30 protein-coding genes are annotated in these 25142 nt (G+C 36.7%); 17 read left to right on the forward strand and 13 right to left on the reverse strand.

The annotated features are described in order from the left end of the window. Positions 1-369: 369 nt before the first annotated feature. Together thiL and BCF58_RS14365 are read right to left on the reverse strand one after the other, a co-directional pair. The gene (thiL, locus tag BCF58_RS14360; protein WP_121462501.1) at positions 370-1425 is read right to left on the reverse strand and encodes a thiamine-phosphate kinase; all 1056 of its coding nucleotides are present in this window, start codon (positions 1423-1425) and stop codon (positions 370-372) included. 70 nt (positions 1426-1495) lie between these two features. Further along, complete coding sequence (locus tag BCF58_RS14365) at positions 1496-1990, reverse strand: acyl-CoA thioesterase (protein WP_121462502.1); 495 nt, start codon at positions 1988-1990, stop codon at positions 1496-1498. Between the two features lie 112 nt (positions 1991-2102). On the opposite strand from BCF58_RS14365, the gene BCF58_RS14370 reads away from it, so the two are divergent. The 3 genes from BCF58_RS14370 to BCF58_RS14380 are packed head-to-tail and all read left to right on the forward strand — an operon-like array spanning position 2103 to position 4914. Next, positions 2103-3305, forward strand: coding sequence for a BaiN/RdsA family NAD(P)/FAD-dependent oxidoreductase (locus BCF58_RS14370; RefSeq protein WP_121462503.1), 1203 nt, complete (start codon positions 2103-2105; stop codon positions 3303-3305). Positions 3306-3358: 53 nt separating this feature from the next. Next, the gene (locus BCF58_RS14375) at positions 3359-3997 is read left to right on the forward strand and encodes a DUF2306 domain-containing protein (protein WP_121462504.1); all 639 of its coding nucleotides are present in this window, start codon (positions 3359-3361) and stop codon (positions 3995-3997) included. After that, entirely contained in the window at positions 3994-4914 is a 921-nt protein-coding gene (locus BCF58_RS14380) for a YARHG domain-containing protein (protein WP_121462505.1), read from the forward strand. The genes BCF58_RS14375 and BCF58_RS14380 overlap by 4 nt, the downstream gene beginning before the upstream one ends. On the opposite strand, the gene BCF58_RS14385 is transcribed toward BCF58_RS14380, so the two are convergent. The 3 genes from BCF58_RS14385 to BCF58_RS14395 form a co-directional block, all read right to left on the reverse strand. After that, entirely contained in the window at positions 4915-5313 is a 399-nt protein-coding gene (locus tag BCF58_RS14385) for a ribosomal maturation YjgA family protein (protein ID WP_121462506.1), read from the reverse strand. A gap of 65 nt (positions 5314-5378) precedes the next feature. Then, complete coding sequence (locus BCF58_RS14390) at positions 5379-6035, reverse strand: thioredoxin family protein (protein WP_121462507.1); 657 nt, start codon at positions 6033-6035, stop codon at positions 5379-5381. 10 nt (positions 6036-6045) lie between these two features. Continuing rightward, a complete protein-coding gene (locus BCF58_RS14395) occupies positions 6046-6534 on the reverse strand; it encodes a TlpA family protein disulfide reductase (protein ID WP_121462508.1) in 489 nt (162 codons plus the stop codon). 180 nt (positions 6535-6714) lie between these two features. Here BCF58_RS14395 and BCF58_RS17475 point away from each other — a divergent pair, with 180 nt between their 5' ends. Both BCF58_RS17475 and BCF58_RS14400 read left to right on the forward strand, forming a co-directional pair. Then, positions 6715-6876 carry a hypothetical protein gene (locus BCF58_RS17475; protein ID WP_170149032.1) on the forward strand — a complete coding sequence of 54 codons (162 nt, stop codon included), beginning with the start codon at positions 6715-6717 and terminating at the stop codon, positions 6874-6876. A 35-nt stretch (positions 6877-6911) separates the two neighbouring features. Beyond that, positions 6912-7064, forward strand: a complete 153-nt coding sequence (locus tag BCF58_RS14400) for a bacteriocin (protein WP_121462509.1) — start codon at positions 6912-6914, stop codon at positions 7062-7064. A gap of 34 nt (positions 7065-7098) precedes the next feature. On the opposite strand, the gene mutS is transcribed toward BCF58_RS14400, so the two are convergent. The 3 genes from mutS to BCF58_RS14415 form a co-directional block, all read right to left on the reverse strand. Next, the gene (mutS, locus tag BCF58_RS14405; protein WP_121462510.1) at positions 7099-9690 is read right to left on the reverse strand and encodes a DNA mismatch repair protein MutS; all 2592 of its coding nucleotides are present in this window, start codon (positions 9688-9690) and stop codon (positions 7099-7101) included. Positions 9691-9837: 147 nt separating this feature from the next. After that, on the reverse strand, positions 9838-10131 hold the full coding sequence (locus tag BCF58_RS14410) for a hypothetical protein (protein WP_228434810.1): 294 nt from the start codon (positions 10129-10131) through the stop codon (positions 9838-9840). 176 nt (positions 10132-10307) lie between these two features. After that, positions 10308-11177, reverse strand: coding sequence for a cupin-like domain-containing protein (locus BCF58_RS14415; protein WP_121462511.1), 870 nt, complete (start codon positions 11175-11177; stop codon positions 10308-10310). Between the two features lie 81 nt (positions 11178-11258). On the opposite strand from BCF58_RS14415, the gene BCF58_RS14420 reads away from it, so the two are divergent. Beyond that, positions 11259-12155, forward strand: a complete 897-nt coding sequence (locus BCF58_RS14420) for a bestrophin family protein (RefSeq protein WP_121462911.1) — start codon at positions 11259-11261, stop codon at positions 12153-12155. Here the strand turns inward: BCF58_RS14420 and BCF58_RS14425 are convergent. After that, positions 12145-12741 carry a hypothetical protein gene (locus tag BCF58_RS14425; RefSeq protein WP_121462512.1) on the reverse strand — a complete coding sequence of 199 codons (597 nt, stop codon included), beginning with the start codon at positions 12739-12741 and terminating at the stop codon, positions 12145-12147. The genes BCF58_RS14420 and BCF58_RS14425 overlap by 11 nt on opposite strands. A 55-nt stretch (positions 12742-12796) precedes the next feature. Between BCF58_RS14425 and BCF58_RS14430 the strand changes: the two genes are divergently transcribed. The 10 genes from BCF58_RS14430 (at position 12797) to BCF58_RS14475 (ending at position 20447) form a co-directional block, all read left to right on the forward strand. Further along, positions 12797-13417 (forward strand): toxin-antitoxin system YwqK family antitoxin, encoded by a 621-nt coding sequence (locus tag BCF58_RS14430; RefSeq protein WP_121462513.1) that lies wholly within the window; start codon positions 12797-12799, stop codon positions 13415-13417. A gap of 4 nt (positions 13418-13421) precedes the next feature. Next, positions 13422-13952, forward strand: a complete 531-nt coding sequence (locus BCF58_RS14435; protein WP_121462514.1) for an RNA methyltransferase — start codon at positions 13422-13424, stop codon at positions 13950-13952. Between the two features lie 188 nt (positions 13953-14140). After that, positions 14141-14791 carry a CBS domain-containing protein gene (locus tag BCF58_RS14440; RefSeq protein ID WP_121462515.1) on the forward strand — a complete coding sequence of 217 codons (651 nt, stop codon included), beginning with the start codon at positions 14141-14143 and terminating at the stop codon, positions 14789-14791. A gap of 2 nt (positions 14792-14793) precedes the next feature. Next, positions 14794-15660, forward strand: a complete 867-nt coding sequence (locus BCF58_RS14445) for an NAD kinase (protein WP_121462516.1) — start codon at positions 14794-14796, stop codon at positions 15658-15660. 71 nt (positions 15661-15731) lie between these two features. Then, positions 15732-16802, forward strand: a complete 1071-nt coding sequence (gene fbaA, locus BCF58_RS14450) for a class II fructose-bisphosphate aldolase (protein ID WP_121462517.1) — start codon at positions 15732-15734, stop codon at positions 16800-16802. A 77-nt stretch (positions 16803-16879) separates the two neighbouring features. Then, on the forward strand, positions 16880-17734 hold the full coding sequence (accD, locus tag BCF58_RS14455) for an acetyl-CoA carboxylase, carboxyltransferase subunit beta (protein ID WP_121462518.1): 855 nt from the start codon (positions 16880-16882) through the stop codon (positions 17732-17734). Between the two features lie 54 nt (positions 17735-17788). After that, positions 17789-18301, forward strand: a complete 513-nt coding sequence (locus BCF58_RS14460; protein WP_121462519.1) for a DUF6973 domain-containing protein — start codon at positions 17789-17791, stop codon at positions 18299-18301. Between the two features lie 56 nt (positions 18302-18357). Next, entirely contained in the window at positions 18358-19761 is a 1404-nt protein-coding gene (locus tag BCF58_RS14465) for a nucleoside recognition domain-containing protein (RefSeq protein WP_121462520.1), read from the forward strand. A gap of 1 nt (position 19762) precedes the next feature. Next, positions 19763-20068 (forward strand): hypothetical protein, encoded by a 306-nt coding sequence (locus tag BCF58_RS14470; protein ID WP_121462521.1) that lies wholly within the window; start codon positions 19763-19765, stop codon positions 20066-20068. After that, on the forward strand, positions 20055-20447 hold the full coding sequence (locus BCF58_RS14475; protein ID WP_121462522.1) for a hypothetical protein: 393 nt from the start codon (positions 20055-20057) through the stop codon (positions 20445-20447). Before BCF58_RS14470 ends, BCF58_RS14475 begins: the two co-directional genes overlap by 14 nt. A gap of 18 nt (positions 20448-20465) precedes the next feature. Here the strand turns inward: BCF58_RS14475 and BCF58_RS14480 are convergent, their stop codons facing one another. The 4 genes from BCF58_RS14480 to BCF58_RS14495 all read right to left on the reverse strand — a co-directional run bounded on the left by BCF58_RS14480 (position 20466) and on the right by BCF58_RS14495 (position 23172). Then, positions 20466-21350, reverse strand: coding sequence for a ferric siderophore ABC transporter substrate-binding protein (locus tag BCF58_RS14480; protein ID WP_121462523.1), 885 nt, complete (start codon positions 21348-21350; stop codon positions 20466-20468). Positions 21351-21376: 26 nt separating this feature from the next. Next, positions 21377-21775, reverse strand: coding sequence for an ExbD/TolR family protein (locus BCF58_RS14485; RefSeq protein WP_121462524.1), 399 nt, complete (start codon positions 21773-21775; stop codon positions 21377-21379). Positions 21776-21835: 60 nt separating this feature from the next. Beyond that, positions 21836-22540: a MotA/TolQ/ExbB proton channel family protein gene (locus BCF58_RS14490; protein ID WP_121462525.1), complete on the reverse strand. Its 705-nt coding sequence runs from the start codon at positions 22538-22540 to the stop codon at positions 21836-21838. Positions 22541-22710: 170 nt separating this feature from the next. Continuing rightward, entirely contained in the window at positions 22711-23172 is a 462-nt protein-coding gene (locus BCF58_RS14495; RefSeq protein ID WP_121462526.1) for a hypothetical protein, read from the reverse strand. A 169-nt stretch (positions 23173-23341) separates the two neighbouring features. On the opposite strand from BCF58_RS14495, the gene BCF58_RS14500 reads away from it, so the two are divergent. Next, a complete protein-coding gene (locus BCF58_RS14500) occupies positions 23342-25138 on the forward strand; it encodes a DUF885 domain-containing protein (RefSeq protein WP_121462527.1) in 1797 nt (598 codons plus the stop codon). Positions 25139-25142 lie beyond the last annotated feature (4 nt).

The following is a 25142-nucleotide window of genomic DNA, read 5'->3' on the forward strand; positions in this document are numbered from 1 at the left end:
AGTTTTTTTCATCTTATTTTAATTTTAATATGTAATTACTTAGCTCATGATATAATAAACTATTATAAAAAACACGCTAAACAATATATTTCTTTATCCCTATCTGTACAGTAGAGATCTCAATATTAAAATATTGATACATTTAAAAGTTCGATGAAAATTTCAATGGAATAAATAGTAATTCTTTTTCATCATTGTTAAGTTAGTTGTGTGTTTTTAAATCTTATAACCACAAAACTAAAAAATTTTGTCTTATAGAAGTGATATATTTTATAAATTTATATGCAAAGCATATTATATGAAACTTTTTTTCCTTCTCTCAAAAAAACCGCTACAAATTGTAGCGGTTCATATTATAATGTCCTCATTTTACTGATTCCCAAGAAAAGCATCCCAACCCTGTGCCGTTAAAGCAACCAATTGATTAGAACCCCTAGCTACCATAAAGTTTCCTTCTTCTTTTTCTACAGCATGACCGATGATGGTAAAATCAGGGTGATTTTTAATTTTATCAAAATCATTAGGTGAAATAGTGAATAATAGTTCGTAATCTTCTCCTCCGCTTAAGGCTGTCATTACAGGATTTAAATTCATTTCATCCGCAGTAGAAATGGTAAGATTATCCAGTGGTATTTTTTCTTCGTAAAGTCTGAATCCTACATGAGACTGATCCGAAAGATGCAGAATTTCGGAAGCTAAACCGTCCGAAATATCTATCATAGAAGTTGGCATTATACCCAACTCTTCCAATATCTTTTTGATATCTGTCCTTGCTTCAGGTTTCAATTGCCTTTCCAGAATGTAATCATAGCCTTCCATTTCCGGTTGCATATTTGGATCTGCAAGGAATATGGCATGTTCCCTTTCCAGTATTTGTAACCCCATATAGGCTCCTCCTAAATCTCCGGTGACAACCAAAAGATCATTTGGCTTTGCTCCATTTCTTTTTACAATATGTTCTTCATTTTCTATTCCTATGGCCGTAATGCTCATCACTAGTCCAGCGTTTGAGCTCGTTGTATCTCCGCCGATTAAATCTACCTGATATCTGTTGCAGGCTGCTTGTATCCCTGAATAAATTTCTTCCAATGCTTCAACCGGAAAACGATTGGAAACGGCAAGGGATACTAAAATCTGAGTTGGCGTTACATTCATCGCTGCAATGTCGCTCAAATTCACGATTACTGCTTTATAGCCTAAATGTTTTAGTGGAACATAGCCTAAATTGAAATGCACTCCTTCCGCCAAAACATCGGTAGTAAGGATTACCCTTTTCTGACCAGGATTAATAACTGCCGCATCATCCCCCACTCCAAGCTCTGAAGATTCATTGGATAACGGAAAGTGCTCTGTCAAATGTTTAATTAACCCAAACTCTCCAAGTTTAGAGATTGGCGTTAATTCTTGAGATTTATCTTCAAACATATATTTAATTATAAGTAATGGGTAATCTGTCGTGAGTAATCCGGTGAAACCGTCACCTTCAATCTCCGCTCTATTTATTAAAGTCCGCCGGATCGATGTTGTGAGGGTGAAAAGGGAATTTTTTAAAATCCTCTTTGCTCAACACCACTGTTTCCGGACTTTTATATTTATTCATGGCTTCTACCACATCATCCGGTGGAGTTGTCATTTTTCTGATCATCATATCGATCCAAACCCCTGTAGCTTCTGCTGTGGCACAATGAGTTCCGTCCGGCAGATAAAATTTATGCAAAAAACGGTAGATGGAAGAGTCCTCTGAACATCCGTCTATTTCCACACTTACGATGACGGTCTGATCGGCATAGATCTCCTTGAAAAAGGAATACCTTTCATGAAGGATAACGGGGCCTATTCCCCATCTGCTCAATTGGGTAACGCCCATTTTTTCCTTAGTCATAAAAGCCATTCTCGCCTGTGCGCAATATTGAACATACGTAGAGTTTGCTAAATGTTTATTGGCATCAAGGTCACTCCAACGAACTTCGAATGTATGGTAGAAAATCATGTAAAATCGTTTTTGGAATAATATAATTATAATCTTCAAAAATACTCAAATAAGATGGTTTATAAAAATTGTACTTTTGAAAAAATAATCTTAAGCATAGGATTACACATACATGAAACAAATAATCATTATCGGTGGGGGTGCAGCAGGGTTTTTCTGTGCATCCAACCTGGACGAAACCCAATACAAAATTACCATTCTGGAACAAAATTCGGATGTGCTGCAAAAAGTGAAGGTTTCCGGCGGCGGGCGTTGTAATGTAACCCATGCCTGTTTTGATCCCAGGGAACTTATTCAGTTTTATCCTCGTGGAAATAAAGAATTGCTGAGCGTTTTCACCAGATTTCAACCCGGTGATACAATGGAATGGTTTGATCAACGAAAAGTTTCGTTGAAAATAGAAAACGACAACAGAATCTTTCCTGAAAGCAATTCTTCACAGACTATTATCAATACCTTTCTGAATGAAGTTCAGAAAAAGAGTGTGGAGGTAAAGACGAAATGCGTCGTAAAGGAGATTGAAAAACAAGATGATCAATATCTGGTAAAAACGAATGCAGGAGACTTTATGGCAGATTATATCATTTACAGTACCGGAAGTTCACCAAAATCATTGAAAATCATTGAAAATCTAGGACATAAAATTGTAGATCCCGTTCCTTCTCTTTTCACGTTCAATATAAAAGATGATTTGCTAGCTGATATGGCCGGAACAAGCTTTGAAATGGCACAAACTTCTATTCCGAAACTTAAGACGGAAGAAAGCGGACCATTATTGATTACACATTGGGGCCTTTCAGGACCCGCCATTTTGAAAATTTCTGCATGGGAGGCCATAAATTTGGCTCAACTGAAATACCATTTTGAGATTGAAGTGAATTTCATTTCGTTGGCTATTCAGAATGCGGAGGAAATTTTTCAACATTTCAAGCAGAATAATCCGAAGAAAACCATCGGGCAATCTAAAATATTTGATGTTACAAACAGGTTCTGGCAGAAAATATTACATGTTTCAAAAGTAGACCATAACAAACAGATCGCCAATATTTCAGGAAAAGAAATGCAGTCTATTCTGGAAAATTTATGCAGAAAGAAATTCCAGGTTACAGGAAAATCTACCTTTAAAGATGAATTTGTAACAGCTGGAGGTGTAGATTTGAAAGAAATCAATTTTAAAAACATGTCTTCAAAGCTATTGCCTAATTTTTATATTGCTGGAGAAGTACTGAATATTGATGCCGTTACGGGTGGTTTTAATTTCCAGGCTTGTTGGAGTGAGGCATGGCTGATTGCCCAGGACCTTAATAATTTATAATTTAGATACTTTCCATAAAATTAATAAACCCTAAATGGAACCCTGAAATCATCATGTTAGCTGATAAAAAATATTCTGTAACCTTTTTCAAAACCCTTTTGGTCCTTGGGTTCGGGTATTTTTTTTGGCTGATGCTGAACATCACATTGGAATATATTCCTCTGCAAACAGAGGTAAGCTTTCTGATGATCAAACAGACAGAGGTAGAACAAAGACCGGAATATCTCCCGTTTTTTTACACCCACGTGTATACAAGCATTTTTGTTCTTCTGTCCGGCTTTCTGGCTATAATCAGAAAGGATTTCGGAATCAGGAATTTTCATAAAAATTCCGGAAAAATCTATATTGCATTATTGCTTATTTTTTCTGCCCCTTCAGGAATATATATGGGCATTTTTGCCAATGGAGGATTCTATTCAAAGATTTCTTTTGTCGCTTTGGGCTGTCTGTGGTGGTATTCCACGTTTAAAGCCTATCGATATGCCAGACAGAGGAAATTCAAGCTTCATAAGCAGTGGATGTGGCGAAGTTTTGCTCTCACATTATCTGCTGTTACCTTAAGAATGTGGAAAGTTATTATTGTCTATTTATTCCACCCGAACCCTATGGATGTTTACCAGATTATTGCCTGGCTGGGCTGGATTCCCAATCTTCTTTTTATTGAATATCTAATCACAAAAAAACGTTTATGAAAACACTAAAATTAGCTTTAGTCTCTTTATTGGCCGTTGCATTAACGAGCTGTAAAAAAGAATCAAAAACCTCTGTCGGGGTATCAAACGACTCTCTCACTGCAAAGAAAGATTCGGTAATAATCCCCGAAATCTATAAAGAATACTATGGTATCTATTCCGGAGATTTTGCAGGAAAAGAAATGATTACTCCTGAAATCGGAGAAGAATATGAAGGTGATGTTTATAAAAAAATCACTTTAAAAATCAACAGAATTACAAAGGATTCCGTATACGGACAAAGTATTGTGAATGGGAATCAACGCCCGTTTCAGGGAATATTTAACGAAACATCAAAGTCTTTCATTCTTGACGAACCGGGAGATGATAAAACAGACGGCAGGTTTGAAGTAAAACTCAATGGCGATAGTTTAACCGGTAAATGGACCGTTTTCAATAAATCTGCTGTAAAAGCTCCCGTAAAAACCTTAAAACTCACTAAAAAGGAGTTTGTTTATAATCCGAACTTTATGTTGGATGAAAACTCGGATCTGGTAGACTGGTCCAACCCGAAAGAATTTGTTGAAAAATACACAGATGAAGAAACCGGAAAAACAGAAAGCTACAAGACCTCAAAAAACAGATTCGCTTCCGATGCTATTTTCAAATTAAATGCCTCCAAACAGAAATTGACGGAAAAGGAGCTTAAAAATTTGAGGAAGCTGGATCTCGAAATTATCAAGAATTCCGTGTTTGCAAGACATGGATATTCTTTCAAAAAAGATACTTACAGGTATTTCTTTGAACAGACAGACTGGTATATTCCCGTATCCAGCAATGTAGATAATGATCTTTCTCCGATGGAGAAGGAGAATGTGGTTTTGCTGAACCGTTTCATTAAATATGCTGAAGATAAATATGACAGCTTTGGAAGATAATCAATCCAGGCTTACTTTCTCTTGCCTTGAATCTTTGATCTTTACCAAAAGATAAAGCAGTGCACATCCTGCAGCATAACACAAAATATCAACCCAGGAAAAAGAATTTCCAATAACGATATACATCAGGCTTCCTTCCGGGAAGCCTATTTTTTCAGCGATCTTGAAATACTGGGCAAATTCGACCAGGCAGGAAAAAGCAAAAATTCCGAGAATAAAAGTCTGATTGTTTATTTTCATCAAGCTTCTTACAAATGTAAACAGTAAAATAACCACAATCACATCCCCGAGGTAAGCTCTCACGAAGAAAATATCTTCAAGTTTGACGGCAATAAAAACCTCTATAAGAAAGAGGAATATGGTTAAAAGGAAATATCCGGTATTAAATTTCAATTTCATTAACTAAAAATAAGGCATAAAAAATCGGTATCCGAAAGAACACCGATTTTATTTTTTCAACTATATTATTTCTTCACTTTTACCGTGCATCCGATTGCAACGGTTTTTGTTGTTTTTACTGGCTCTCCTTTAATTAAAGCATTCACTGCATCCTGAACATAATATTCTGAAACATCATTGGGGTTTTCATAATTGTTATCGATTGCACCGATGTATTTCACGATATTTTTACCCCCTTCCTTCTGTAAAAGAAAAACATGCGGCGTTTTGGTAGCTCCATATTGAGGATAAATTTTTTGCCCTTCATCCATTAAATAAGGAAATGTAAATCCTTTCTGTTTTGCTCTTTCAATCATTTTCTGATAGCTGTCTTCCGGTTGTACACCCGGATCATTCGGGTTGATTGCAATTACCGGATAACCAAGGCTTTTATATTTCTTATCAAGCTCAATAATTCTGTCTTCGTATTTTTTCGCATACGGGCAGTGGTTGCAGGTAAAGATGACGATAAATCCTTTTGCGCTTTTGAAATCACTCAGAGAAACCATTTTCCCATCCACATTTTTCAGCTTAAAATCTGTTGCTTCATCGCCTATTTCATATCCTTTTGCTAAAGATTCTGTTTGCTTTTGAATTTCTTTTATATCAGGGTTTATCGTAGTAAAACTCAGTAATCCAAGTCCGACGATAATAGCGGTCATAACAATTTTCAGATTTTTCATAATATATTGTTTAGGGTAAATATTTAGAGATTGTATTTTCCAGTTCTTCTTTGCTCATTTCTCCGTCATTGAAGTGCATCTTTTCTCCATTTTTATAAAATATGGTCACCGGGATATTACCATCCCAGTTTTTTTCAAACTTCGGGATCCAGGTATTCATTCTTTTAATATCATCCAACAAGATCACTTCTGCGGTAAGGTTTTTATTTTTAATGAATTTAATAACTCTTTCTTTATCTACCAATCTGTCCAGCGAAACCAGAAGCATTTTATATTTCGGGTTCTCTTTATAATGGTTGTTCACTTCCATGAAGTGTGGAAGCTCTTTCACACAGGGAGCACATGTGGTAGACCAAAAATTGACTACAAGAAGCTTGTCTCCTTCCTGTTGAATACGTTTCTCCAGTTCTTCATATTTTACGGAAGGCACTGCAGACTGTTGCCCTTTTAATCCTATAAAGCACAAGAACAGGAATGCTATGTAAATCAGATTCTTCATACTCAAAATTAGTAAATAATTTCCTATGCTTTATATATTTATGAAAACTTTGAAGCTTTCCCATAAAATGTATTTTGATCAGTAGTTTTAATATACTTATATTTTTCAATTTTAAATTTTTATTCACTTCTTTATGAATTATTTTTTTTCGTAAATTAGTCAAATCAAATTGAAATTAATATGGAAAATCTAAAAATTCAGAAAAAGAAACTCACAAAAAAAGAGTTGAAAGAAATTAAAGGAGCAGGGCCTGTTTGCCCGATTATATTCAGCTGCTTTGACCGGTCAACTGGTGAAGAGCTGTTTGGCGTTCCTGGTGTTCAGGGTGAATACTGCTGCTAATTAAAAATTCTTAAAACAAATTAAATCTATTCCTTATGAAAAAATCAATCAAAGAAAGAAAACTGACTAAAAAAGAGTTAAAAGAAATTAACGGTGGCGCTATTATCTGCCCGGAAGGATTCTGCTTTGTTCCCGGATCTGATGAACCGAGAATCGGTGGAGTCGGCAGAGACGGATATTGCTGCTAAAATATACAGCTGTTTAAAAGGAGTGATTGGAGGTTTAGCCTCCAATCATTTTTTTGATGGAATTAAGCTTCATTAAAGCTTCAATAGGAGTCAAAGTATTGATATCAATCTTTGTCAGCTCTTCCCGGATGTTTTCCAGGACAGGATCATCCAGCTGGAAGAAAGAAAGCTGCATATTTTCCTCCGTTACTCTTTTTATAGCATCTGAGGAAGAATTTCCTCCCTGCGAACGGCTGGCTTCCAGGGTTTTCAGGATTTCATTCGCCCTGTTCACCACTTTTGCAGGCATTCCCGCCAATTTGGCAACATGAATCCCGAAACTGTGCTCACTGCCTCCCGGAATAAGTTTTCTTAGGAAAATGATATTTCCTTTATTCTCCTGAATGGAAACATGAAAATTCTTTACTCTTTCAAAATTCACCGTCATCTCATTCAGCTCATGATAATGTGTTGCAAATAACGTTTTTGCCTGAGTGGGATGCTGATGAAGATATTCCGCAATGGCCCACGCGATGGAAACCCCATCATAAGTGGAAGTTCCACGCCCGATTTCATCTAACAGGATAAGACTTCGGTCTGAAATATTATTCAGGATATTGGCCGCCTCATTCATTTCCACCATGAAGGTAGATTCTCCAGCCGAAATATTATCTGTGGCACCAACCCTTGTGAAAATTTTATCCAACATTCCGATTTCAGCATGTTTGGCAGGAACAAAACTTCCGATCTGGGCCAAAAGACAAACAATTGCTGTCTGACGAAGGATGGCCGATTTACCCGCCATGTTCGGTCCTGTAACCATAATGATCTGTTGGGTATCCTTATCTAAAAAAATATCATTCGGGATGTATTTTTCTCCTAAAGGAAGAGCGTTTTCAATAATCGGATGTCTTGCTTCCTTAAGATCAATGGAATAACCGTCATTTAAAACAGGCTTCGTATAACTTTCAGAGACAGCAAGTTCGGACAACCCTACGGCAACATCCAATTGCGCAATAATATTGGAGTTTTCCTGGATCTGATCAATATAAACCATTGTCTCCCCACAAACATTTCTGTAAAGCTCATTTTCCAGAACCCCGATTTTTTCTTCAGCACCAAGAATCTGATTTTCATATTCCTTTAGTTCTTCAGTGATGTAGCGTTCTGCATTGACAAGGGTCTGTTTTCTCACCCAGTCACCAGGAACTTTATCTTTATGGGTATTACGAACTTCAATAAAATATCCGAAAACGTTATTAAAATCTATTTTAAGACTGGTAATTCCAGTTCTTTCTACTTCCCTCTGACACATTTCATCAAGGAAACCGCGTCCTTTGCTCTGAAGGTTTCTCAATCTGTCCAACTCCTCGGAAATCCCTTCTTTAATAATATTTCCTTTAGAGACATTTACCGGAAGCTCTTCATTAAGACGTTCCTGTAAAAATTTTATTAATTCTTCCAGATCATATAAAGGTTCCAGCCACGCCATTACATCTGCATGTGGATGAAGCAAAGCTTTGATCTGATGAATATTGATTAAACTCTGACGAAGGTATCCTAATTCTTTAGGGGAAATTTTTTCGGCAGCCAGTTTTCCCATCAAACGATCAAGGTCGGAGATCGATTTCAGAAGCTGACCAATTTCGTATTTCAAATGATCATTTTCGTTAAAAAAGTCAATCAGAGACAATCTTCTGTTGATTTCATTCACGGATTTCAAAGGAAGAATGATCCTCCTTCTCAACAATCTTCCTCCCATTGGAGTAGACGTTTTATCAATAATATCCAACAATGATTTTCCCTGCGGGTTGCTGGAATAGACGATTTCCAGATTCCTCAACGTGAAGTTATCCATCATCAGGAAATCTTCCTGGGGGATGATCTGAATCTTCGTAATATGAGAAAGGAGCTTATGGTGTGTATCTTCTACCAAATAGGCAAAAATGGCTCCTGCAGCTGTAATTGCAAGCGGTAAAGCTTCAACACCGAAACCTTTTAAAGAATTGGTTTTGAACTGGTTGGTAAGTTTTTCGTAGGCAAAATTATATTGAAAAGCCCAGTCTTCCAGTTTAAAAGCATTTTTATTTTTAAGCTGCTCGGGGATCTGTACACTTCTCTGATAAATGATTTCACTTGGATCAAAAGTATTGACAATATGAAGCAGCTTATCCAAATTTCCTTCACTTACCAAAAACTCTCCTGTTGAAATATCCACCAGAGCAATCCCGAATTTCTCCTTTTCTTTATGCAGAGAAAGCAGAAAATTATTTTTTTTGGAATTCAGAACCTGATCGTTAAAGGTAACTCCGGGAGTAACCAATTCCGTTACTCCTCTCTTCACAATTCCTTTCACCATTTTAGGGTCCTCCAGCTGATCACAGATGGCAACCCTCATTCCTGCTCTTACCAGTTTGGGTAAATAAGAATCTATGGAATGGTGTGGGAATCCGGCCAGTTCGGTATGGCTGTCACCGTTGGCTCTTTTGGTAAGGACAATTCCAAGGATCTGCGAGGTTTTAATGGCATCCTGCCCGAAAGTTTCATAAAAATCTCCCACACGGAATAGTAACAGCGCATCAGGATATTTCGCCTTGATGGTATTATATTGTGTCATTAACGGGGTTTCTTTTTTCACCTTTGCCATGTAAATGTCTCTTGAAATTTAGGATGGTAAAAGTAAGAATAAAAAACAAAATGATTAAAACCCTTTAGAGTGAATTCAATGTTTTAACCGTAAATATTCCCACAGATTTTTAAAATTATTTAGAAAGAATTCTGCTTTATTTGAAACTTATTCGCTACAATATAATGTATCAAAATCTACATATAATTGAGTAGAACCTGAATTACCTACTGTCATCCATTTGTAATTTGTAAGTACATATGTATTTCCCTTATCTAATTGTACCCATTCATCAATGCCTTTTGCAGCATTCTTTAAATCATTTTTCGCGAATAAACCAATAGGAGCAGCATAACTTCTTCCTTTTACTAAATACTTACATTTATCCACAGAAATCAATGAATCAATTTCACTTTGCAAAACAAACTTTGATTTTGTAAGTGTCGGAAATACTTTATTCATTTTCATAGGAGTATAAGAACTTTGACAGCTAAAAAAAGAAATTAAAAATGTAAAAAATAAACTTAAATAATTTGATTTCATAATCTTCATTAAATTTAATTAACACAATGTGATAAGATTTTTGGTGGCATAGAAATATAGCCAATCATCTGTAAAATCTGTGAGATAAAAAATGCTTAACCAGAATTTTTTGCTAAAGCCTTCGAACTTTTCTTATATGCCCATTTTTGCTTGTAATCCACCCATTTAGCTTTAAAAATTTTTCGCATTAATTTATCTGTATATCGCATAATGAAAACATGATACAGCATGCTGGCAAAAACTTTAGGCTTATTAGGCAATGCCCGAAGTGACAGGGAGAACCCGGGTTCCAGGTACCTGTTAAAGTGCCAGAAAGCACCAGGAATGAAAAGGGCATCTCCATGCTCCATAAAGATTTCATATCCCTGGGCATATTTCAAAGCAGGAAATTTTTCATAATCCGGATTTTCAAAATCCACTTCATAGACTGTATGAACAGAAAGGGGAACTTTATATAAAAATGGAGACTGTTTCTGATCGAACAATAATATCCTTTTCTTTCCTTCAAAATGAATATGGAGAAAATCTCCCAGGTCTACATCATAATGCATAAGAACGTGAGCTTCACTTCCGCCAAAGAATAAGGTGGGGAGTCTTTTAAAAAATTTCATTCCCAAATCCGGATACGTAAAGTTTTTCAGCAGTTCAGGAAGTCTGTCTGTAATAATATAAAAAAAGATTCTTAGATCCGACGGCTTACTTTTGATGGTATCAATGTACTCTTTCATTTTCATATGCGTTACCGGAGCATCTGAACTTTTGGAAGCATCGGCCGGTTTATTGTCATATAAAGGTACATCCTGGTCCCCGGCTTTTTCACGGATATAAGCAAGATTCCATTGATCATAAGCGTCCCACCGGCTCGCAAAATTCTTGATCAGCAACGGCTTATGCTTTTTAAAATAATTTCTCTGAAAATCATCTTTACTGATATCATTTACTACATCTACGTTCTTGAGGATCATCTTTTTTAATTTATGCCGAATAAAAATACTGCTTTTTTTGAAATTCATAAAAATTTATCTTTGTGCTACGAAACCCAAATTATGAGAGCCTACAATACCAAGCACTTTCTGAAAATTCTTTTCAGCCTTCACAAAAGCGATACGTTAAAAATGCTCTTCCCTACCATGCTTGCAGTAGGAGCCTATTCTTATGGAATCGCGTATCTTGAGTTGGAATATTTCCATCTGACTTCAAAATCCAAGGTGAGCAATGTGGGATTATTTCACACGTTATTGGGCTTTGTGCTGTCTTTATTGTTGGTTTTCAGAACAAATACAGCGTATGACAGGTGGTGGGAAGGAAGGAAGCTTTGGGGAAAACTGGTGAATGATACCCGGAATTTTGCCATTAAGATCAATGCTATCCTGGAAGACGACAGGCAAAATGCGGAGCAAATTGCAAGGTACTTAAAATTCTTTCCTCATTTCCTGGCTAAACACCTTTCAAAAGATTCAACACGGCTGGCATTGGACGAAGATTATTCCGAAATAGAAAAATCGTTGAAAAACCACGGCCCCAGTGAAATCATCATTCTCCTGACCCACAAACTCAATCAGTTAAAAAAGCAGGGGAAAATTTCGGATGTTGAAATGGTTTATCTGGATACCCAGCTTACAGGGTTTCTGGATGTTTGTGGCGGATGTGAAAGAATTAAAAATACACCGATCCCCTATTCTTATTCTTCATTTGTAAAAAAGTTCATTATCCTTTATGTATTGGCATTGCCTGTCGCTTATGTAATCAATATCGGGCTTTTCATGATTCCGCTTACTGTGTTTGTTTATTATGTCCTCATGAGCTTGGAGCTTATTGCTGAAGAAATTGAAGACCCCTTTAACAATGATGAAAATGATATCCCGATGGAAACACTGGCTCAGAATATCGAAAAAAATGTTCATCAAATCATGGGAATAAAAAAATCAACCCCTAAAGGTTGATCTCTACAAGTTCTCCGTCATTTTTTATTTCTACAAATTTGCTTTCTCTGTTTGCGGAAGCATAGTTATAAAAGAATGTCTGATAAATGGGTGTGGAATATTGATAATTGTTATTGATATAAGTATCCGTACTTCCTGTTTGTTGCTGATAGCTTGCCGTTGCCGTGAAATTGACAATAGTTTCAAGGTAATATTTTCCGGGTTTCAGCTTTTCAAATCTGAATCTCCCGCGGTTATCCGTTAAAGCTTCTATTCTGTATTTAAAGGCTTCTTCGGACATATATACTGTTGTGTTTTTATTCTCATACTTTTTTCTCATTTTATAAAACTCCTCAAAATAGGGCGTAACGGGAAAAAGCATTACCACAGTGCCTTGCGGAGCATAGTGCTTCTGGCCTAACAAGGGTTTTATCCCCCAGTTGTTTTTTTGTTTGGTGGAAGCTACCCCTTCAATGGTGGCATTTCCGAAACCTATCATACTCTGAGCCTGCTTCTTATCAAAAAAAGCCTGTGGATAATATGTGTTTTGTGCTTTTGAGAAAATAAAAGCTGATACCAACGTCATTAAAAAGAGTACATTTTTCATAGCATATATTTTATTCAAATATAACTATTTTGCTATTTTTGAAATAAAATTTTCTATGAAATACTCTTTTTTGTCCCTTTTTTGCTTTTCTGCGTTTATTTCAGCCCAAAAGCCTTGCGGATATAAGGATGGTCTCCAGGAAGGAACCTGTAAACAGTTTTATGAAAACGGTCAGGTAAAGGAAACTGCAGAATGGAAAAAAGGAAAATTAGACGGTGATGCCATTTTTTATTATGAAAATGGGAAAGTACAGGCTAAAGGAGAATATAAAAAAGACTATAAGGTAAAAGAATGGTCTTATTTTGATAAAAATGGTACGCTAACGGCCAGGGAGGTTTTCAGAAATGGTGAAAAAAACATTTATGACAACAGCTCTACGGCCACCTTTTATTCTCCTTCAGGAGTGGTAACCGAGGTTTCCAATTATAAATACGGGAAATTGCACGGAGAAAGCAAATTGTTTCATGAAGACGGAAAATCTGTGAAGCAGATCGGCTACTATGAAGGCGGTGCTGCCGTAGGAAAATGGAAAACATTATATGCCTCAGGAAAAATCCAACGCGAAACAGAATTCGTAAATGATAAATGGAACGGGAACAGGATTCATTACCGTGAAGATGGAAGCATAGAAAAAACGGAAGTTTATAAAGACGGAAAATTAATCTCAACAAAATAATACCTTGGTACATAAATTAAAGCTGGAAGAACTCAACCGAATAGATGTAGATACATTCAAAAAAATAGAGAAACTTCCATTAGTTGTCGTTTTAGATAATATCAGAAGCATGCACAACGTAGGCGCAGCCTTCAGAACAGGGGATGCTTTTCTTATTGAAAAAATAATTCTTTGCGGCATTACCCCTCAGCCTCCTCACCGCGAAATCCATAAAGCAGCACTTGGTGCTACAGAAAGTGTGGATTGGGCTCATGAAAAGGACATCAACACAGCCATCAATGATCTGAAAAGCCAGGGTTTTGAAATCATTGGTATTGAACAAACTTCAGGCAGTCGGTTGATTACAGATTTCACCATTGACAAGTCAAAGAAATATGCCATAATCTTAGGTAATGAAGTCGACGGAATCAGCGATGAAGCCTTACCTAATATTGATACGTTCCTGGAGATCCCTCAATTGGGAACAAAGCATTCCTTAAATGTAAGCGTTTGCGGAGGAATCGTAATGTGGGAATTTGCCAAGGCCCTAAAATAAAAAAACTGCATATGTCGTTTAATAGACAGTGCAGTTTGAAATAAATCTAATAAAAAGTAAAAATGAAAGGCTACAAAGGTAATTTTTTTTTCTTTACAAACAAATTTTAAATTTATTTTTTTTGAACTACCTTTAAAAAAGTTTTATTTTCAGAAAAAGTTTCGTTTAATTTTTTATAAATTAGCACAATGTTTATCAAGGATTATATCTCGAAAGATTTCCCGTGTTTCAGCCTGACTGATTCAATAGAATCAGCAAGAAATACATTAGAAGATTTTGGATATACTCATATTTTCATCAAAAAATCCCACCATTTTTACGGAGCCGTTGCCAAAGACTTTCTTTATGAGGAAGAAGGAACGCTAAAGGATCTTGAACACCAGATTGAACGATTTGCTATCCTTGAAGATAATAACGTCATGGACAGCATCCGTTTGTTTCATACTTTCAACTCCAATGTAATTCCGGTGATCAATAAGAACGAAAAATATTTAGGATATATCAGCTGTGACGATATTTTTCAGGACTTTTCCCGTTATCCTTTATTTTCAGAATCCGGGGCTATTCTTACCATAGAAACTCCTGCAAGAAAATATTCAATGACGGAAATTGCGAATATCGTGGAAAGCAATAATTCTAAATTTTACGGAGGATTTATCAGTTTTATGTCTGAAGAAGTCATTCAGGTGACCATCAAAATCAGCAATGAAAACCTGGGCTCGATAGATGCAACTTTTGACAGGTATGATTACAGGATTGTTGAAAAGTATTATTCTGACGAGAAAACGGATTTATTTAAGGACCGGTACGGGTTTCTCCAAAAATTCATAGAAATATAACAATGAAGGCAGCCATATATTCTCAGAAAAAAGACCTGGATACATTTCTGTATCTAAGTAAATTTGTTTCAGAGCTTGAAAGCAGAGGGGTAAAATCTGTTTTATATGATGAAATGGCTGAAGCGCTTCAGTTTTCCAAAATTTTTGAAACATTTAATAATAAGCAGGATCTGATCGATAAGGAAGTAGATCTTTTTTTTACGTTTGGAGGAGACGGAACCATCGTTAATTCCATCACTTTTATAGAAGACCTGGAAATTCCTATTGTAGGAGTGAATACCGGAAGGTTAGGATTTTTAGCCAGCTTTACCAAGGAAGAAGTTTTCAAGGAACTGGATGCTATTCTGAAAGGCGATGTAAAAACCAGCCGCAGGTCTGTTATTGAAGTGGTCTCTCCAAGATCGGAAGATTTCTTCCCTTATGCGTTGAACGACGTTACGGTTTCCAGAAAAGAAACAACATCCATGATCACTGTGGATTCTTATATTAACGACGAGTTCCTGAATGTTTTTTGGGGTGATGGAGTGATCATTTCTACCCCAACAGGATCAACCGCTTATTCTTTAAGTTGTGGTGGTCCCATTATCTCACCCAACAACGAGAATTTTGTCATTACTCCAATCGCACCGCACAATCTGAATGTACGTCCATTGATTGTGAATGATACGGTAGAAATTAAATTCAGAGTGGAAAGCAGGGTGCCTCAGTATTCCCTGTCTTTGGATTCAAGACTTATTCACATCGAAACAGATAAAGAAATAGTTATCAAAAAGGCGGATTTTCAGATCCTTTTGGTTCAGCCGAACAGTTTAAGTTTTTATGAAACGATTCGCCAGAAGCTACTTTGGGGAAGAGACAAAAGAAATTAGTAATTACACAAAATTTCATACCTTTACACGAATTTTAAAATCATCTAATAATTTCATATAAAAAGTAAAACATGAGCAGAATTTTCCCGGCAGGAGTTGCCACAGGCCAGTTAGTTACAGATATTTTCCAGTACGCTAAAGAAAATAAATTTGCGTTACCTGCAGTAAATGTTGTTGGTTCAAGCAACATAAATGCAACTATGGAAACTGCAGCGAAATTAAATTCTCCTGTTATCATCCAGTTTTCAAACGGTGGTGCTGCTTTCAACGCAGGAAAAGGATTAAGCAATGACGGGCAAAAAGCTGCTATTTTAGGGGCAATTGCCGGAGCAAAGCATATTCATACGCTTGCAGAAGCTTACGGAGCGACTGTTATTTTACATACAGACCACTGTGCAAAGAAATTATTACCTTGGATTGACGGATTAATGGATGCTAATGAAGATTTCTTCAAGCAAACAGGAAAATCCCTTTATTCTTCTCACATGTTGGACCTTTCTGAGGAGCCTTTAGAAGAAAACCTTGAAATCTCTGCAAAATACTTCGAAAGAATGGCAAAAATGCAGATGACTTTAGAAGTGGAAATCGGAGTTACCGGTGGTGAAGAAGATGGTGTTGATAATTCTGACGTAGACAACTCTAAATTATATACTCAACCAGAGGATGTAGCATATACTTATGAAAAATTAAAAGCTATTTCCGACAACTTTACGATCGCTGCTGCTTTTGGTAACGTTCACGGAGTATACAAGCCAGGAAACGTAGTTCTTACTCCAAAAATCCTGGATAATTCCCAGAAATTTGTTCAGGAAAAATTCGGAACTGCTGCGAAGCCTATTAATTTCGTATTCCACGGAGGTTCAGGATCTACTTTGGAAGAAATAAGAGAAGCAATTGATTACGGAGTAATCAAAATGAATATTGACACTGACCTTCAGTTTGCCTACACAGAAGGAATCAGAGACTATATGGTTAATAATATAGAATATCTGAAATCTCAGATCGGAAACCCTGAAGGAGAAGAAAAACCGAACAAGAAATTCTACGATCCGAGAGTTTGGATCAGAAAAGGAGAAGATACTTTCTCTGCACGATTGGTTAAAGCGTTTGAAGACTTAAATAACGTAAATACGCTTAAATAAATTATAAATTTTGGAGTATAGATTTTAAATGAACTTTAAAATCTATACTCCAAAATCTAAAATCTAAAATTTCATAAATGGCATTCGACTGGTTTAAAAGAAAAGCAAAAAACATTACTACCTCTACTGATGAAAAAAAGGATGTTCCCAAAGGACTTTGGCATCAGACTCCATCAGGAAAGATTGTGGAGCATGAGGAACTGAAGAGAAATAATTATGTTTCTCCTGAAGATGGATTTCATGTAAGAATAGGAAGTGCAGAATTTTTTGACATCCTTTTTGACGAAGGGAAATTCACTGAACTAGACGCTAATGTTGAAAGTATTGATATCCTGAACTTTAAAGACACTAAACCTTATGTTGACCGTCTAAAAGAGGTAAAAGCCAAAACTAAGCTTACAGATTCCATCAGAAATGCTGTAGGAACTGTAAACGGAACCCAAATGGTGGTTTCCTGTATGGACTTTGCTTTTATCGGTGGATCTTTAGGTTCGGTAATGGGAGAAAAAATCAGAAGAGCGGTAGATTACTGTATCGCCAATAAACTTCCTTATATGATCATCTGCCAATCCGGTGGAGCAAGAATGCAGGAAGCAACCTATTCTTTGATGCAGCTGGCAAAAGTACAGGCAAAGCTTGCTCAGCTTTCAGAAGCAGGGCTTTTGTATATCGCTTACCTTTGTGACCCGACATTCGGAGGAATTACAGCTTCTTTCGCTATGACAGCGGATATTATCATGGCTGAACCGGGAGCATTGATCGGTTTTGCAGGACCAAGAGTTATCCGTGAAACCATCGGTAGAGATTTACCGGAAGGGTTCCAGACTTCAGAATTCCTACAGGAAAAAGGATTTGTTGATTTTATCGTAAAAAGAACGGAAATCAAAGATACAGTAGCCAAAACAGTTAACTTATTAGCTGTAAATGCTTAAATTTTGTAACAAAAAATAGATGATCTCTCTCTAATTAGGGAGAGATTTTTATTTATGAGAACTTTCAACATATTTTTCAGGACCATCCGGACGCTGAGTTTCAAAAAAATTCTTCGGCTGCTATCCCTTGTTCTTCCTCATCCTCTTTTTTCGTTACTCAGCTTATATGCTACTGTAAAAGCATTTTCTATTGCTCAAAAAAGATTTCCGGATACAGCTTCCAGCAACGGAGTGGGTAATGCTTTCAGACATGCGCTTTGGTGTTGTTTGATCATGATGTACTGCTGTAAGGTTTCTTCCCCTCAAAAAGCACTTGATTTCTGTAAAAGAATAACAGATATGCATGAGGAACTCTTTCCCAATGAGCCGCTGGAAACCAAAATGGATCTTCATAATAACAAAATAGGCATGGATTATTTTATGGAGCTACTCCCCGGGATACACCGCCAGTTTTTTGAAAAAGGATTTTTTATTGATGCCCTGATGAAAAAATCAGAAAACGCAAAAATCTTAAAAAGCCTGGACGATAATTTTGAAGGTGATTTGGTATATCTTCAGGATAAGTAGTTTTTCGTAACATTAATTTTATTATCTTTTCTCAAATTTTTAATTCAAACAAATAAATGGTTCTCAGCAGAATTTGGTCGGCTTTCATCATCATCGCCATTGCTATTGCAAGTATAAAATATATTTCCTCAGGTAATTACAAGACCATTTTCAATGATATGGTGGTTGGAAAAGGTGGTGATACGGTACGGATTGCCACTCAGAAAATGAATACGCTTTCTCCTGTTATCAGAGACAGCCTGATGAAAAAGCCAGATTTTGCAGACAACAGAATTCATTATAAAACAGATTCTTTACAACAAGATGTAAAAGTCTATCGAGTTCAGGAAGCAGACGGAGTCATCGGGACTTCTGAAACCGCAGTGAAAATCTGTATTGGTTTGATCGGAATTATGACCCTGTTCATGGGATTCATGAGTATTGCTGAAAAAGCCGGAGGAATTAATCTTCTGAGCCGTTTCATTCAGCCTTTCTTTTCAAAGCTTTTTCCGGATATTCCTAAAAATCATCCCGCTTTCGGACATATGCTGATGAATTTCAGTGCCAATCTTTTGGGGCTGGATAATGCTGCAACTCCTTTTGGCTTAAAAGCAATGGAAAGTTTACAGACTTTAAATCCTAATAAGGATACTGCAAGCAATTCACAGATTATGTTCCTTTGTCTCCATGCAGGAGGAATGACTTTAATTCCCGTTTCTATTATTGCGATAAGAGCCTCGATGGGCTCTAAAACGCCGACAGATATTTTCCTTCCCTGTATGATTGCTACTTTTGCAGCTACTTTAGCGGCAATGATTATTGTTTCTCTGTATCAGAAGATCAACTTGCTTCGTCCGGTTGTTATTGGGTATGTAGGAGGAATTTCTGCAATCATTGCTCTTTTAGTACTCTATCTGGTACAGCTTAGCAAAGACGAATTGGATACGTTCAGCAAGATTTTAAGTAATGGGCTTATTCTGTTTATTTTCTTAGCGATTGTCCTTGGAGCTGTCTATAAAAAGATTAACGTATTTGATGCTTTTATTGATGGGGCAAAAGAAGGTTTCACTACCTGTGTAAAGATTATCCCTTATTTAGTCGGGATGTTGATCGCCATTTCTCTTTTAAGAACATCGGGGGTCTTTGAAGTGATCATCGACGGAATGAAGTGGGTTGCTAATGTCGCCAACCTTGACACTCGGTTTGTAGATGGTCTTCCGACCGCCTTAATCAAGCCTTTATCCGGTTCCGGAGCGAGAGGAATGATGGTGGATACGATGGCTACATTTGGAGCAGATAGTTTCCAGGGAAAATTGGCAGCTGTTCTTCAGGGAAGCTCAGATACGACATTCTACGTGATTGCGGTTTATTTTGGAGCCGTGGCCGTTAAAAATACCAGATACACGGTAGTTGCCATGCTTCTGGCCGATTTAGTGGGTATTATCACATCAATTGCTTTAGCTTATCTGTTTTTTGCATAAAATGAAAAAAGAACGTCAAAATATTTTTGAAAAATTCACCGAAGTTATGGGAGGCATCCGGGTTTTCCTGTCTCCATTCTTGATTGCGGGAATAATTGCTGCTATTATATATTTTTCCAATCCCAATACAGTAACTTTAATGATTGCTATTGCTATTATATTGTTAGGAACTATTCTGGGATTAAAACTCGCTGGCAGAATCCATAAAAGTAAAGAAGGTACGATGAACTTTATTTCCCGCACGGATGCAACCCCGGATATTGATGAATTAGTAAACAGAAAAGAAAAAGAAGATGATCCAAGATAAAGACTTCACATTAAGGCTTATCCGCCAGTTAACTCAAGCTTTGGAAAAACTGATCTTAGATAAACCTGAAGAAAGTTTAATGCAAAAAGAACTGGACTTTGATTCTTTGATGAAAGATATTTTCAAGATGAACTTCTCAGATGTCTCCTCTAAAACAAAAGAAGAACTGATTGAAATGGTCAATGAGAGACAGGAAAGAGATCACAAAGATTATTACGAAATGCTTGGAAACCTTTTTTATTTTAAAGGAAGAGAATCCAATAATACTGACTTTCTGGATAAGGCAAAAACATTCTACGAAAGGTATCTTCAGACAAGCGGAATCTTTGCTCTTCAGGTTATCAACAGAATCAACGAAATAAAAAAAGCACTTGAATAAAGTGCTTTTGCTTTTATATTAGAATGTAATTTTATAGGTTCCGGTGGATGAAACATTGGCTTTTTCGGCCTTTACATATTTCTTAACCCAGGAAACTGAAGTTGAAGATACGCAGGGATCCGATACTCCGCCTACCCTCCTTGCAAATACTACGTTGCCTGCTTTATCCACAGTATATGCAATTGTAATAGAACCGCTCGCAGTACAATTATGTGATGGCTGTGCCCCTCCCCTTCCCATAGTTCCGGGAATATATCCAACAAGCTTTCTATCTATTCCTACTTTACTGTCTCCGTTTCCGTCACCACCTAGAGGATCTCCGGCATTTCCTATTCCGGTTCCGGTTCCCTGGCTTCCTGCTTTTGTACCTCTACCCCGTATAAGGTTTCCTATGGCAGCATTTCCTTTTCCGTCACCAGTTCCTGTTTTGGAATTTGCCGTTGTAGCACCTGATTTTTTAGTATTTTTAGTAGCGCTTGTACTCGTCGATGTTTTCTTACTGCTTGATTTTGATTCTTCTTTTTTAGGAACACTGACCTTAGAGTTGTTTCCCGTTATAATCTTTTCTTTAGCTTCTGATTTTTTGGTTTCTGACTGTGGTTCTGGCTTAATTACCGTTTTGGTTTCAGGAACAGCCGCTTCAACAGGCTCCGGAGTTACTTCTTCTGTAGCAGCAGCTAAACTTCCCGGTTGATCGGCCGGTTCTTCCATGCCGTTTCCATTTCTGTTGTCCCCGAAATTAACAAGCATTGTCGTCACAATTTCAGGCTCCTGCTCCAATTCTGGTTTTAATTTATACAGAAAAACAAAAAGCAAAATAGCAGACCAGATCAGAATAGAAAGTATTCCACTTTTTATCCTGTCTCTGTTTTGTTCGTTTTTGCTTATGATATAACTTTTCATTTTATTTGATTCCTGTTGATACAGGCTTATTTATCTTTCACGGTTGCAATGGCAATATTAAACTTATATTTTTCAGCAATCTCCATCACAAAAACAACGTCTTTATGCATGGTATTTTCATCTGCCCGGATCGTAAAAGACTTATTGGTCTGATTGGCTAAGCTATTGGCAATCTTTTGTTCCAGCTGTTCTCTTGCCACCGGCTGATCATCTACATAATAGGTTCCGTCCGGCTTTATACTCACTGTTAACGGATTAGGAATATTATCATCAACAGCTCCGGTTTTAGGTAATTTAACATCAATCGCACTTTGATTGGCGGCGGATGAAGTTACCATAAAAAAGATCAGCATCAGCAAGATAACGTCTGTCATCGCTGCCAAACTGAATTCCGGGTTTGCCTTATTTCTTCTTTGAATTTTCATCTGTTTATTTTTATTATTTTTTAATTTGTCAGATGGAACCTTTCGGTTTCATAACAAAGATTATAAAGGTTTATTGATTATATCTAAAAATTCTCCGGACATGTTTTGAGCCCTCAACACAAACTTATCTATTCTCGTTAAAAGCAGGTTATAGAAAAAGTTGGCAGGAATGGCCACTGCAAGCCCTACAGCCGTCTGCCCTAATGCCGTATAAATACCTTCGGAAAGTGTTTTAGGAGAAAATGATCCTGTTGCATGGGATAAGTTAAAAAATGCTATAATCATCCCGATTACTGTACCCAAAAGTCCTAACATCGGAGCTATACTCGGCACAACAGCTAAAAGATTAAGATTTTTCTCCATATTCGCTACTTCTACCTGTGCCTGTGCTTCCATGGCACTCACAATATCAGAAACAGGTCTTCCCAGCCTGGAAATCCCCTTTTCCAAAATCCGTCCTTCAGGAGAGTTTTGTCTTTTACAATAGTCTGCTGCAGATTCTATTCTTCCTTCTTTGATGAAGTCTTCAATATTATCCATAAAATTGGAATCCGTTTTTGATGTCAGTCTTTTGATAAAGAAAAATCTTTCAAAAAACAGATATACCGAAAATATACCAAGCAATAATACGGTTACCATTACTATTTTGGCGAAGGCCCCACCATGGAACATGATTTTCCAAAAAGAGAATTCTAAATCGTCCGTTGCCGCTGCAGGTGCAGTAATTTGAGCAAATAAAATCTGAGTAAGTTCCGTTAACAGCATTAAAGTGTATTTTTTTATGGTTTAAACGACAAAAATAAAGGAATATTATTAATTGGTCTCTTAAAAATTGCTTAAAAACAACTTAAAATTATGTTATAACATAAAAGCAAATTTCTTTCCAAAAACAGGTTTGAAAAGAAATTCGATATAAAAAAATATTGATGGACAAATTATTCTTCGTCTACTTCAATATCGTCTTGCTTAAATTCACATTTTAATCTGAAAGGAATCGGAGTATCTGATCCTGTGTAAAAATCATCAATCGTTCCCTTCCATATCACCTGAAGTTCACCTTCTTCATTCCTCTCGAACAAAAGTTCATTATCATAAATATAGGCGTCCTCGTCATCAAAAAGATCTACTTCCGTGTATGTTTCATCATCGGTATCCGTGATCTGAATTGTTTTTCCTTCAATTTCCCCAGATTCAATAGGGAAATCAAAAACTTCAAGCGAAAGCTGAGGAAAATTATATTGCAAAGAATCATCATCCACATGATCCAAACTGTCATCCGTGATAATTTCAACCTCAAGAAAGTGTTGCTGGTTACTATAGACTGCTTTACAATAAGTGTTTCTGATATTGTATTTTAGCGTTTCTTCCGGGTGGTAAATCTTTAAAATCCCTTTCATTGTGTCTTAAAAAAAGAACTGTAATAATATGAGTGTTAAACGTTTTCAACAAAGATAAAAAATTGATTGAATGTGAAAAATATTTTGAAAAAATAATTTTGAAAATAAGCTCTACAGGCCTCCCGTTATCTTAATATTACTTACTTTTGTTTTCATAAAGATCCTGAAAATGAAAAATATTTTATCCAGATGTATCCTCGGTATAAGCCTTGCAATCAGCTTGGTTTCTTGTAAAAAATCCGATTCTCCCCTAACTAAAGTAACTCCAACCAATTTGGATTCCATTGCTTCAAATTATTATGAGCAATATCTTAAATTATATCCTCTAGATGCTACTTCTCAGGGAGATACAAGATACAACGATCAACTGCCTATTAATATTGATAAAGATTTTATTTCAGGTGAAATTGCTTTTTACAATTCGGTTCAGAAACAATTGGAGCAGGTAGATTACAAAAGCTTATCAGATGAAGACAAAGTAGTATATGATGTTCTTGATTATACTCTGAAAGATAAAATCGAAGCCTATGCTTATCATCCCGAATATATTCCGTTTACTCAATTTGGCGGACTACCGCTTACTTTTCCTTTATACGGAAGCGGACAGGGAAGCCAGCCATTCAAAACAGAGAAAGATTATGATGACTGGTTGAAAAGAATGGAAAAGTTCCCGGAATGGATGGATGCTGCCATCGAAAATTTCCGTGAAGGGATCAACAATAAAGTGGTTCTTCCTAAGAAACTGGTGGTTAAAATGATTCCTCAAATGAAATCCGAAGAGATCGTTACTCCGGATTTTGAGAAAAATATTTTCTATGGCCCTATCAAGAATTTCCCGAAAGATTTTACCGCAGATCAGAAAGATAAATACATTACTCTTTATAAAAATGCCATTTCCAAAAAGATCATTCCTGCTTATATGAAAATGGGAAATTTCCTTCAGACCGAATACCTGCCTAAATCAAGAGAAACAGACGGTTACAACAGCTTACCTAAAGGAAATGATATTTATAAATATTATGTAAAAAGCTGGACAACAACGGATAAATCTCCTGAAGAGATCAACAAGATAGGGTTACAGCAGGTGGCAATGCTTCGTGCTGAAATGGAAAAAGTAAAACAACAGGTTGGTTTCTCCGGGTCGCTGGAAGAATTCATCAATTTTGTAAAAACAGATCCCAAAGCAATGCCTTACAAAACTTCAAAAGAAGTTTTAGATGGCTTTAACGGAATTCTGGCTAAAATCACTCCGAAACTGAAAACAATGTTCAGCGTAACCCCAAAAACCAAGTTTGAAATCAGACAAACGGAAAAATTCAGGGAAGCCAGTGCAAGTGCCGAATATATTCAAGGAACTCCCGACGGTAAAAGACCGGGAATTTTCTACGTCCCTCTTCCTGATCCTTCCAAGTTTAATGTAACTTCAGGAATGGAGTCTCTTTTTCTTCATGAAGCTATTCCGGGACATCATTACCAGGTTTCCCTTCAACAGGAAAATACAAAGCTTCCTAAGTTTATGAGATTCGGATGGTTTGGAGCGTATGGAGAAGGATGGGCCCATTACTGTGAAACATTAGGTCCGGAATTCGGGCTGTATACAGACCCTTACCAGAAAATGGGATATTTAAGTGATCAGATGTTGAGAGCAGTGAGATTGGTTGTTGACACCGGATTACATACCGGAAAAATGACAAGAGAAGAGGCTATAAAATATTATCTTAACAATATTTCTGATTCAGAAGAAAATGCAATTTCTGCCATTGAAAGATATATGGCGATGCCGGGACAGGCATTGGGTTATAAAATAGGCTCCCTGAAAATATTAGAATTACGAAGTAAATACCAAAAGGAATTAGGTAATAAATTCAGCTTGGCAAGCTTCCATGATGAGATTTTAAGTCAGGGATGTCTTCCGTTGGATGTTTTGAACAGGAAAATGGAGCTTTGGGCGAAGAAGCAGAAATAAAAAT

It is taken from the genome of Chryseobacterium defluvii (genome assembly GCF_003634775.1).
In the GTDB taxonomy this organism is placed as follows: domain Bacteria; phylum Bacteroidota; class Bacteroidia; order Flavobacteriales; family Weeksellaceae; genus Chryseobacterium; species Chryseobacterium defluvii.

Coding starts and splice junctions, on each gene's coding strand:
- BCF58_RS14500 (WP_121462527.1), top strand. CDS start 23,342: ATGAAAAATATTTTATCCAGATGTATCCTCGGTATAAGCCTTGCAATC.
- BCF58_RS14490 (WP_121462525.1), bottom strand. CDS start 22,540: ATGCTGTTAACGGAACTTACTCAGATTTTATTTGCTCAAATTACTGCA.
- BCF58_RS14375 (WP_121462504.1), top strand. CDS start 3,359: ATGTTAGCTGATAAAAAATATTCTGTAACCTTTTTCAAAACCCTTTTG.
- BCF58_RS14420 (WP_121462911.1), top strand. CDS start 11,259: ATGAGAGCCTACAATACCAAGCACTTTCTGAAAATTCTTTTCAGCCTT.
- BCF58_RS14415 (WP_121462511.1), bottom strand. CDS start 11,177: ATGATCCTCAAGAACGTAGATGTAGTAAATGATATCAGTAAAGATGAT.
- BCF58_RS14390 (WP_121462507.1), bottom strand. CDS start 6,035: ATGAAAAATCTGAAAATTGTTATGACCGCTATTATCGTCGGACTTGGA.
- BCF58_RS14395 (WP_121462508.1), bottom strand. CDS start 6,534: ATGAAGAATCTGATTTACATAGCATTCCTGTTCTTGTGCTTTATAGGA.
- BCF58_RS14425 (WP_121462512.1), bottom strand. CDS start 12,741: ATGAAAAATGTACTCTTTTTAATGACGTTGGTATCAGCTTTTATTTTC.
- BCF58_RS14410 (WP_228434810.1), bottom strand. CDS start 10,131: ATGAATAAAGTATTTCCGACACTTACAAAATCAAAGTTTGTTTTGCAA.
- mutS (WP_121462510.1), bottom strand. CDS start 9,690: ATGGCAAAGGTGAAAAAAGAAACCCCGTTAATGACACAATATAATACC.
- BCF58_RS14475 (WP_121462522.1), top strand. CDS start 20,055: ATGATCCAAGATAAAGACTTCACATTAAGGCTTATCCGCCAGTTAACT.
- BCF58_RS14380 (WP_121462505.1), top strand. CDS start 3,994: ATGAAAACACTAAAATTAGCTTTAGTCTCTTTATTGGCCGTTGCATTA.
- BCF58_RS14445 (WP_121462516.1), top strand. CDS start 14,794: ATGAAGGCAGCCATATATTCTCAGAAAAAAGACCTGGATACATTTCTG.
- BCF58_RS14365 (WP_121462502.1), bottom strand. CDS start 1,990: ATGATTTTCTACCATACATTCGAAGTTCGTTGGAGTGACCTTGATGCC.
- BCF58_RS14485 (WP_121462524.1), bottom strand. CDS start 21,775: ATGAAAATTCAAAGAAGAAATAAGGCAAACCCGGAATTCAGTTTGGCA.
- accD (WP_121462518.1), top strand. CDS start 16,880: ATGGCATTCGACTGGTTTAAAAGAAAAGCAAAAAACATTACTACCTCT.
- BCF58_RS14385 (WP_121462506.1), bottom strand. CDS start 5,313: ATGAAATTGAAATTTAATACCGGATATTTCCTTTTAACCATATTCCTC.
- BCF58_RS14370 (WP_121462503.1), top strand. CDS start 2,103: ATGAAACAAATAATCATTATCGGTGGGGGTGCAGCAGGGTTTTTCTGT.
- BCF58_RS14470 (WP_121462521.1), top strand. CDS start 19,763: ATGAAAAAAGAACGTCAAAATATTTTTGAAAAATTCACCGAAGTTATG.
- BCF58_RS14400 (WP_121462509.1), top strand. CDS start 6,912: ATGAAAAAATCAATCAAAGAAAGAAAACTGACTAAAAAAGAGTTAAAA.
- BCF58_RS14495 (WP_121462526.1), bottom strand. CDS start 23,172: ATGAAAGGGATTTTAAAGATTTACCACCCGGAAGAAACGCTAAAATAC.
- BCF58_RS14430 (WP_121462513.1), top strand. CDS start 12,797: ATGAAATACTCTTTTTTGTCCCTTTTTTGCTTTTCTGCGTTTATTTCA.
- BCF58_RS14460 (WP_121462519.1), top strand. CDS start 17,789: ATGAGAACTTTCAACATATTTTTCAGGACCATCCGGACGCTGAGTTTC.
- BCF58_RS17475 (WP_170149032.1), top strand. CDS start 6,715: ATGGAAAATCTAAAAATTCAGAAAAAGAAACTCACAAAAAAAGAGTTG.
- BCF58_RS14465 (WP_121462520.1), top strand. CDS start 18,358: ATGGTTCTCAGCAGAATTTGGTCGGCTTTCATCATCATCGCCATTGCT.
- BCF58_RS14440 (WP_121462515.1), top strand. CDS start 14,141: ATGTTTATCAAGGATTATATCTCGAAAGATTTCCCGTGTTTCAGCCTG.
- fbaA (WP_121462517.1), top strand. CDS start 15,732: ATGAGCAGAATTTTCCCGGCAGGAGTTGCCACAGGCCAGTTAGTTACA.
- thiL (WP_121462501.1), bottom strand. CDS start 1,425: ATGTTTGAAGATAAATCTCAAGAATTAACGCCAATCTCTAAACTTGGA.
- BCF58_RS14480 (WP_121462523.1), bottom strand. CDS start 21,350: ATGAAAAGTTATATCATAAGCAAAAACGAACAAAACAGAGACAGGATA.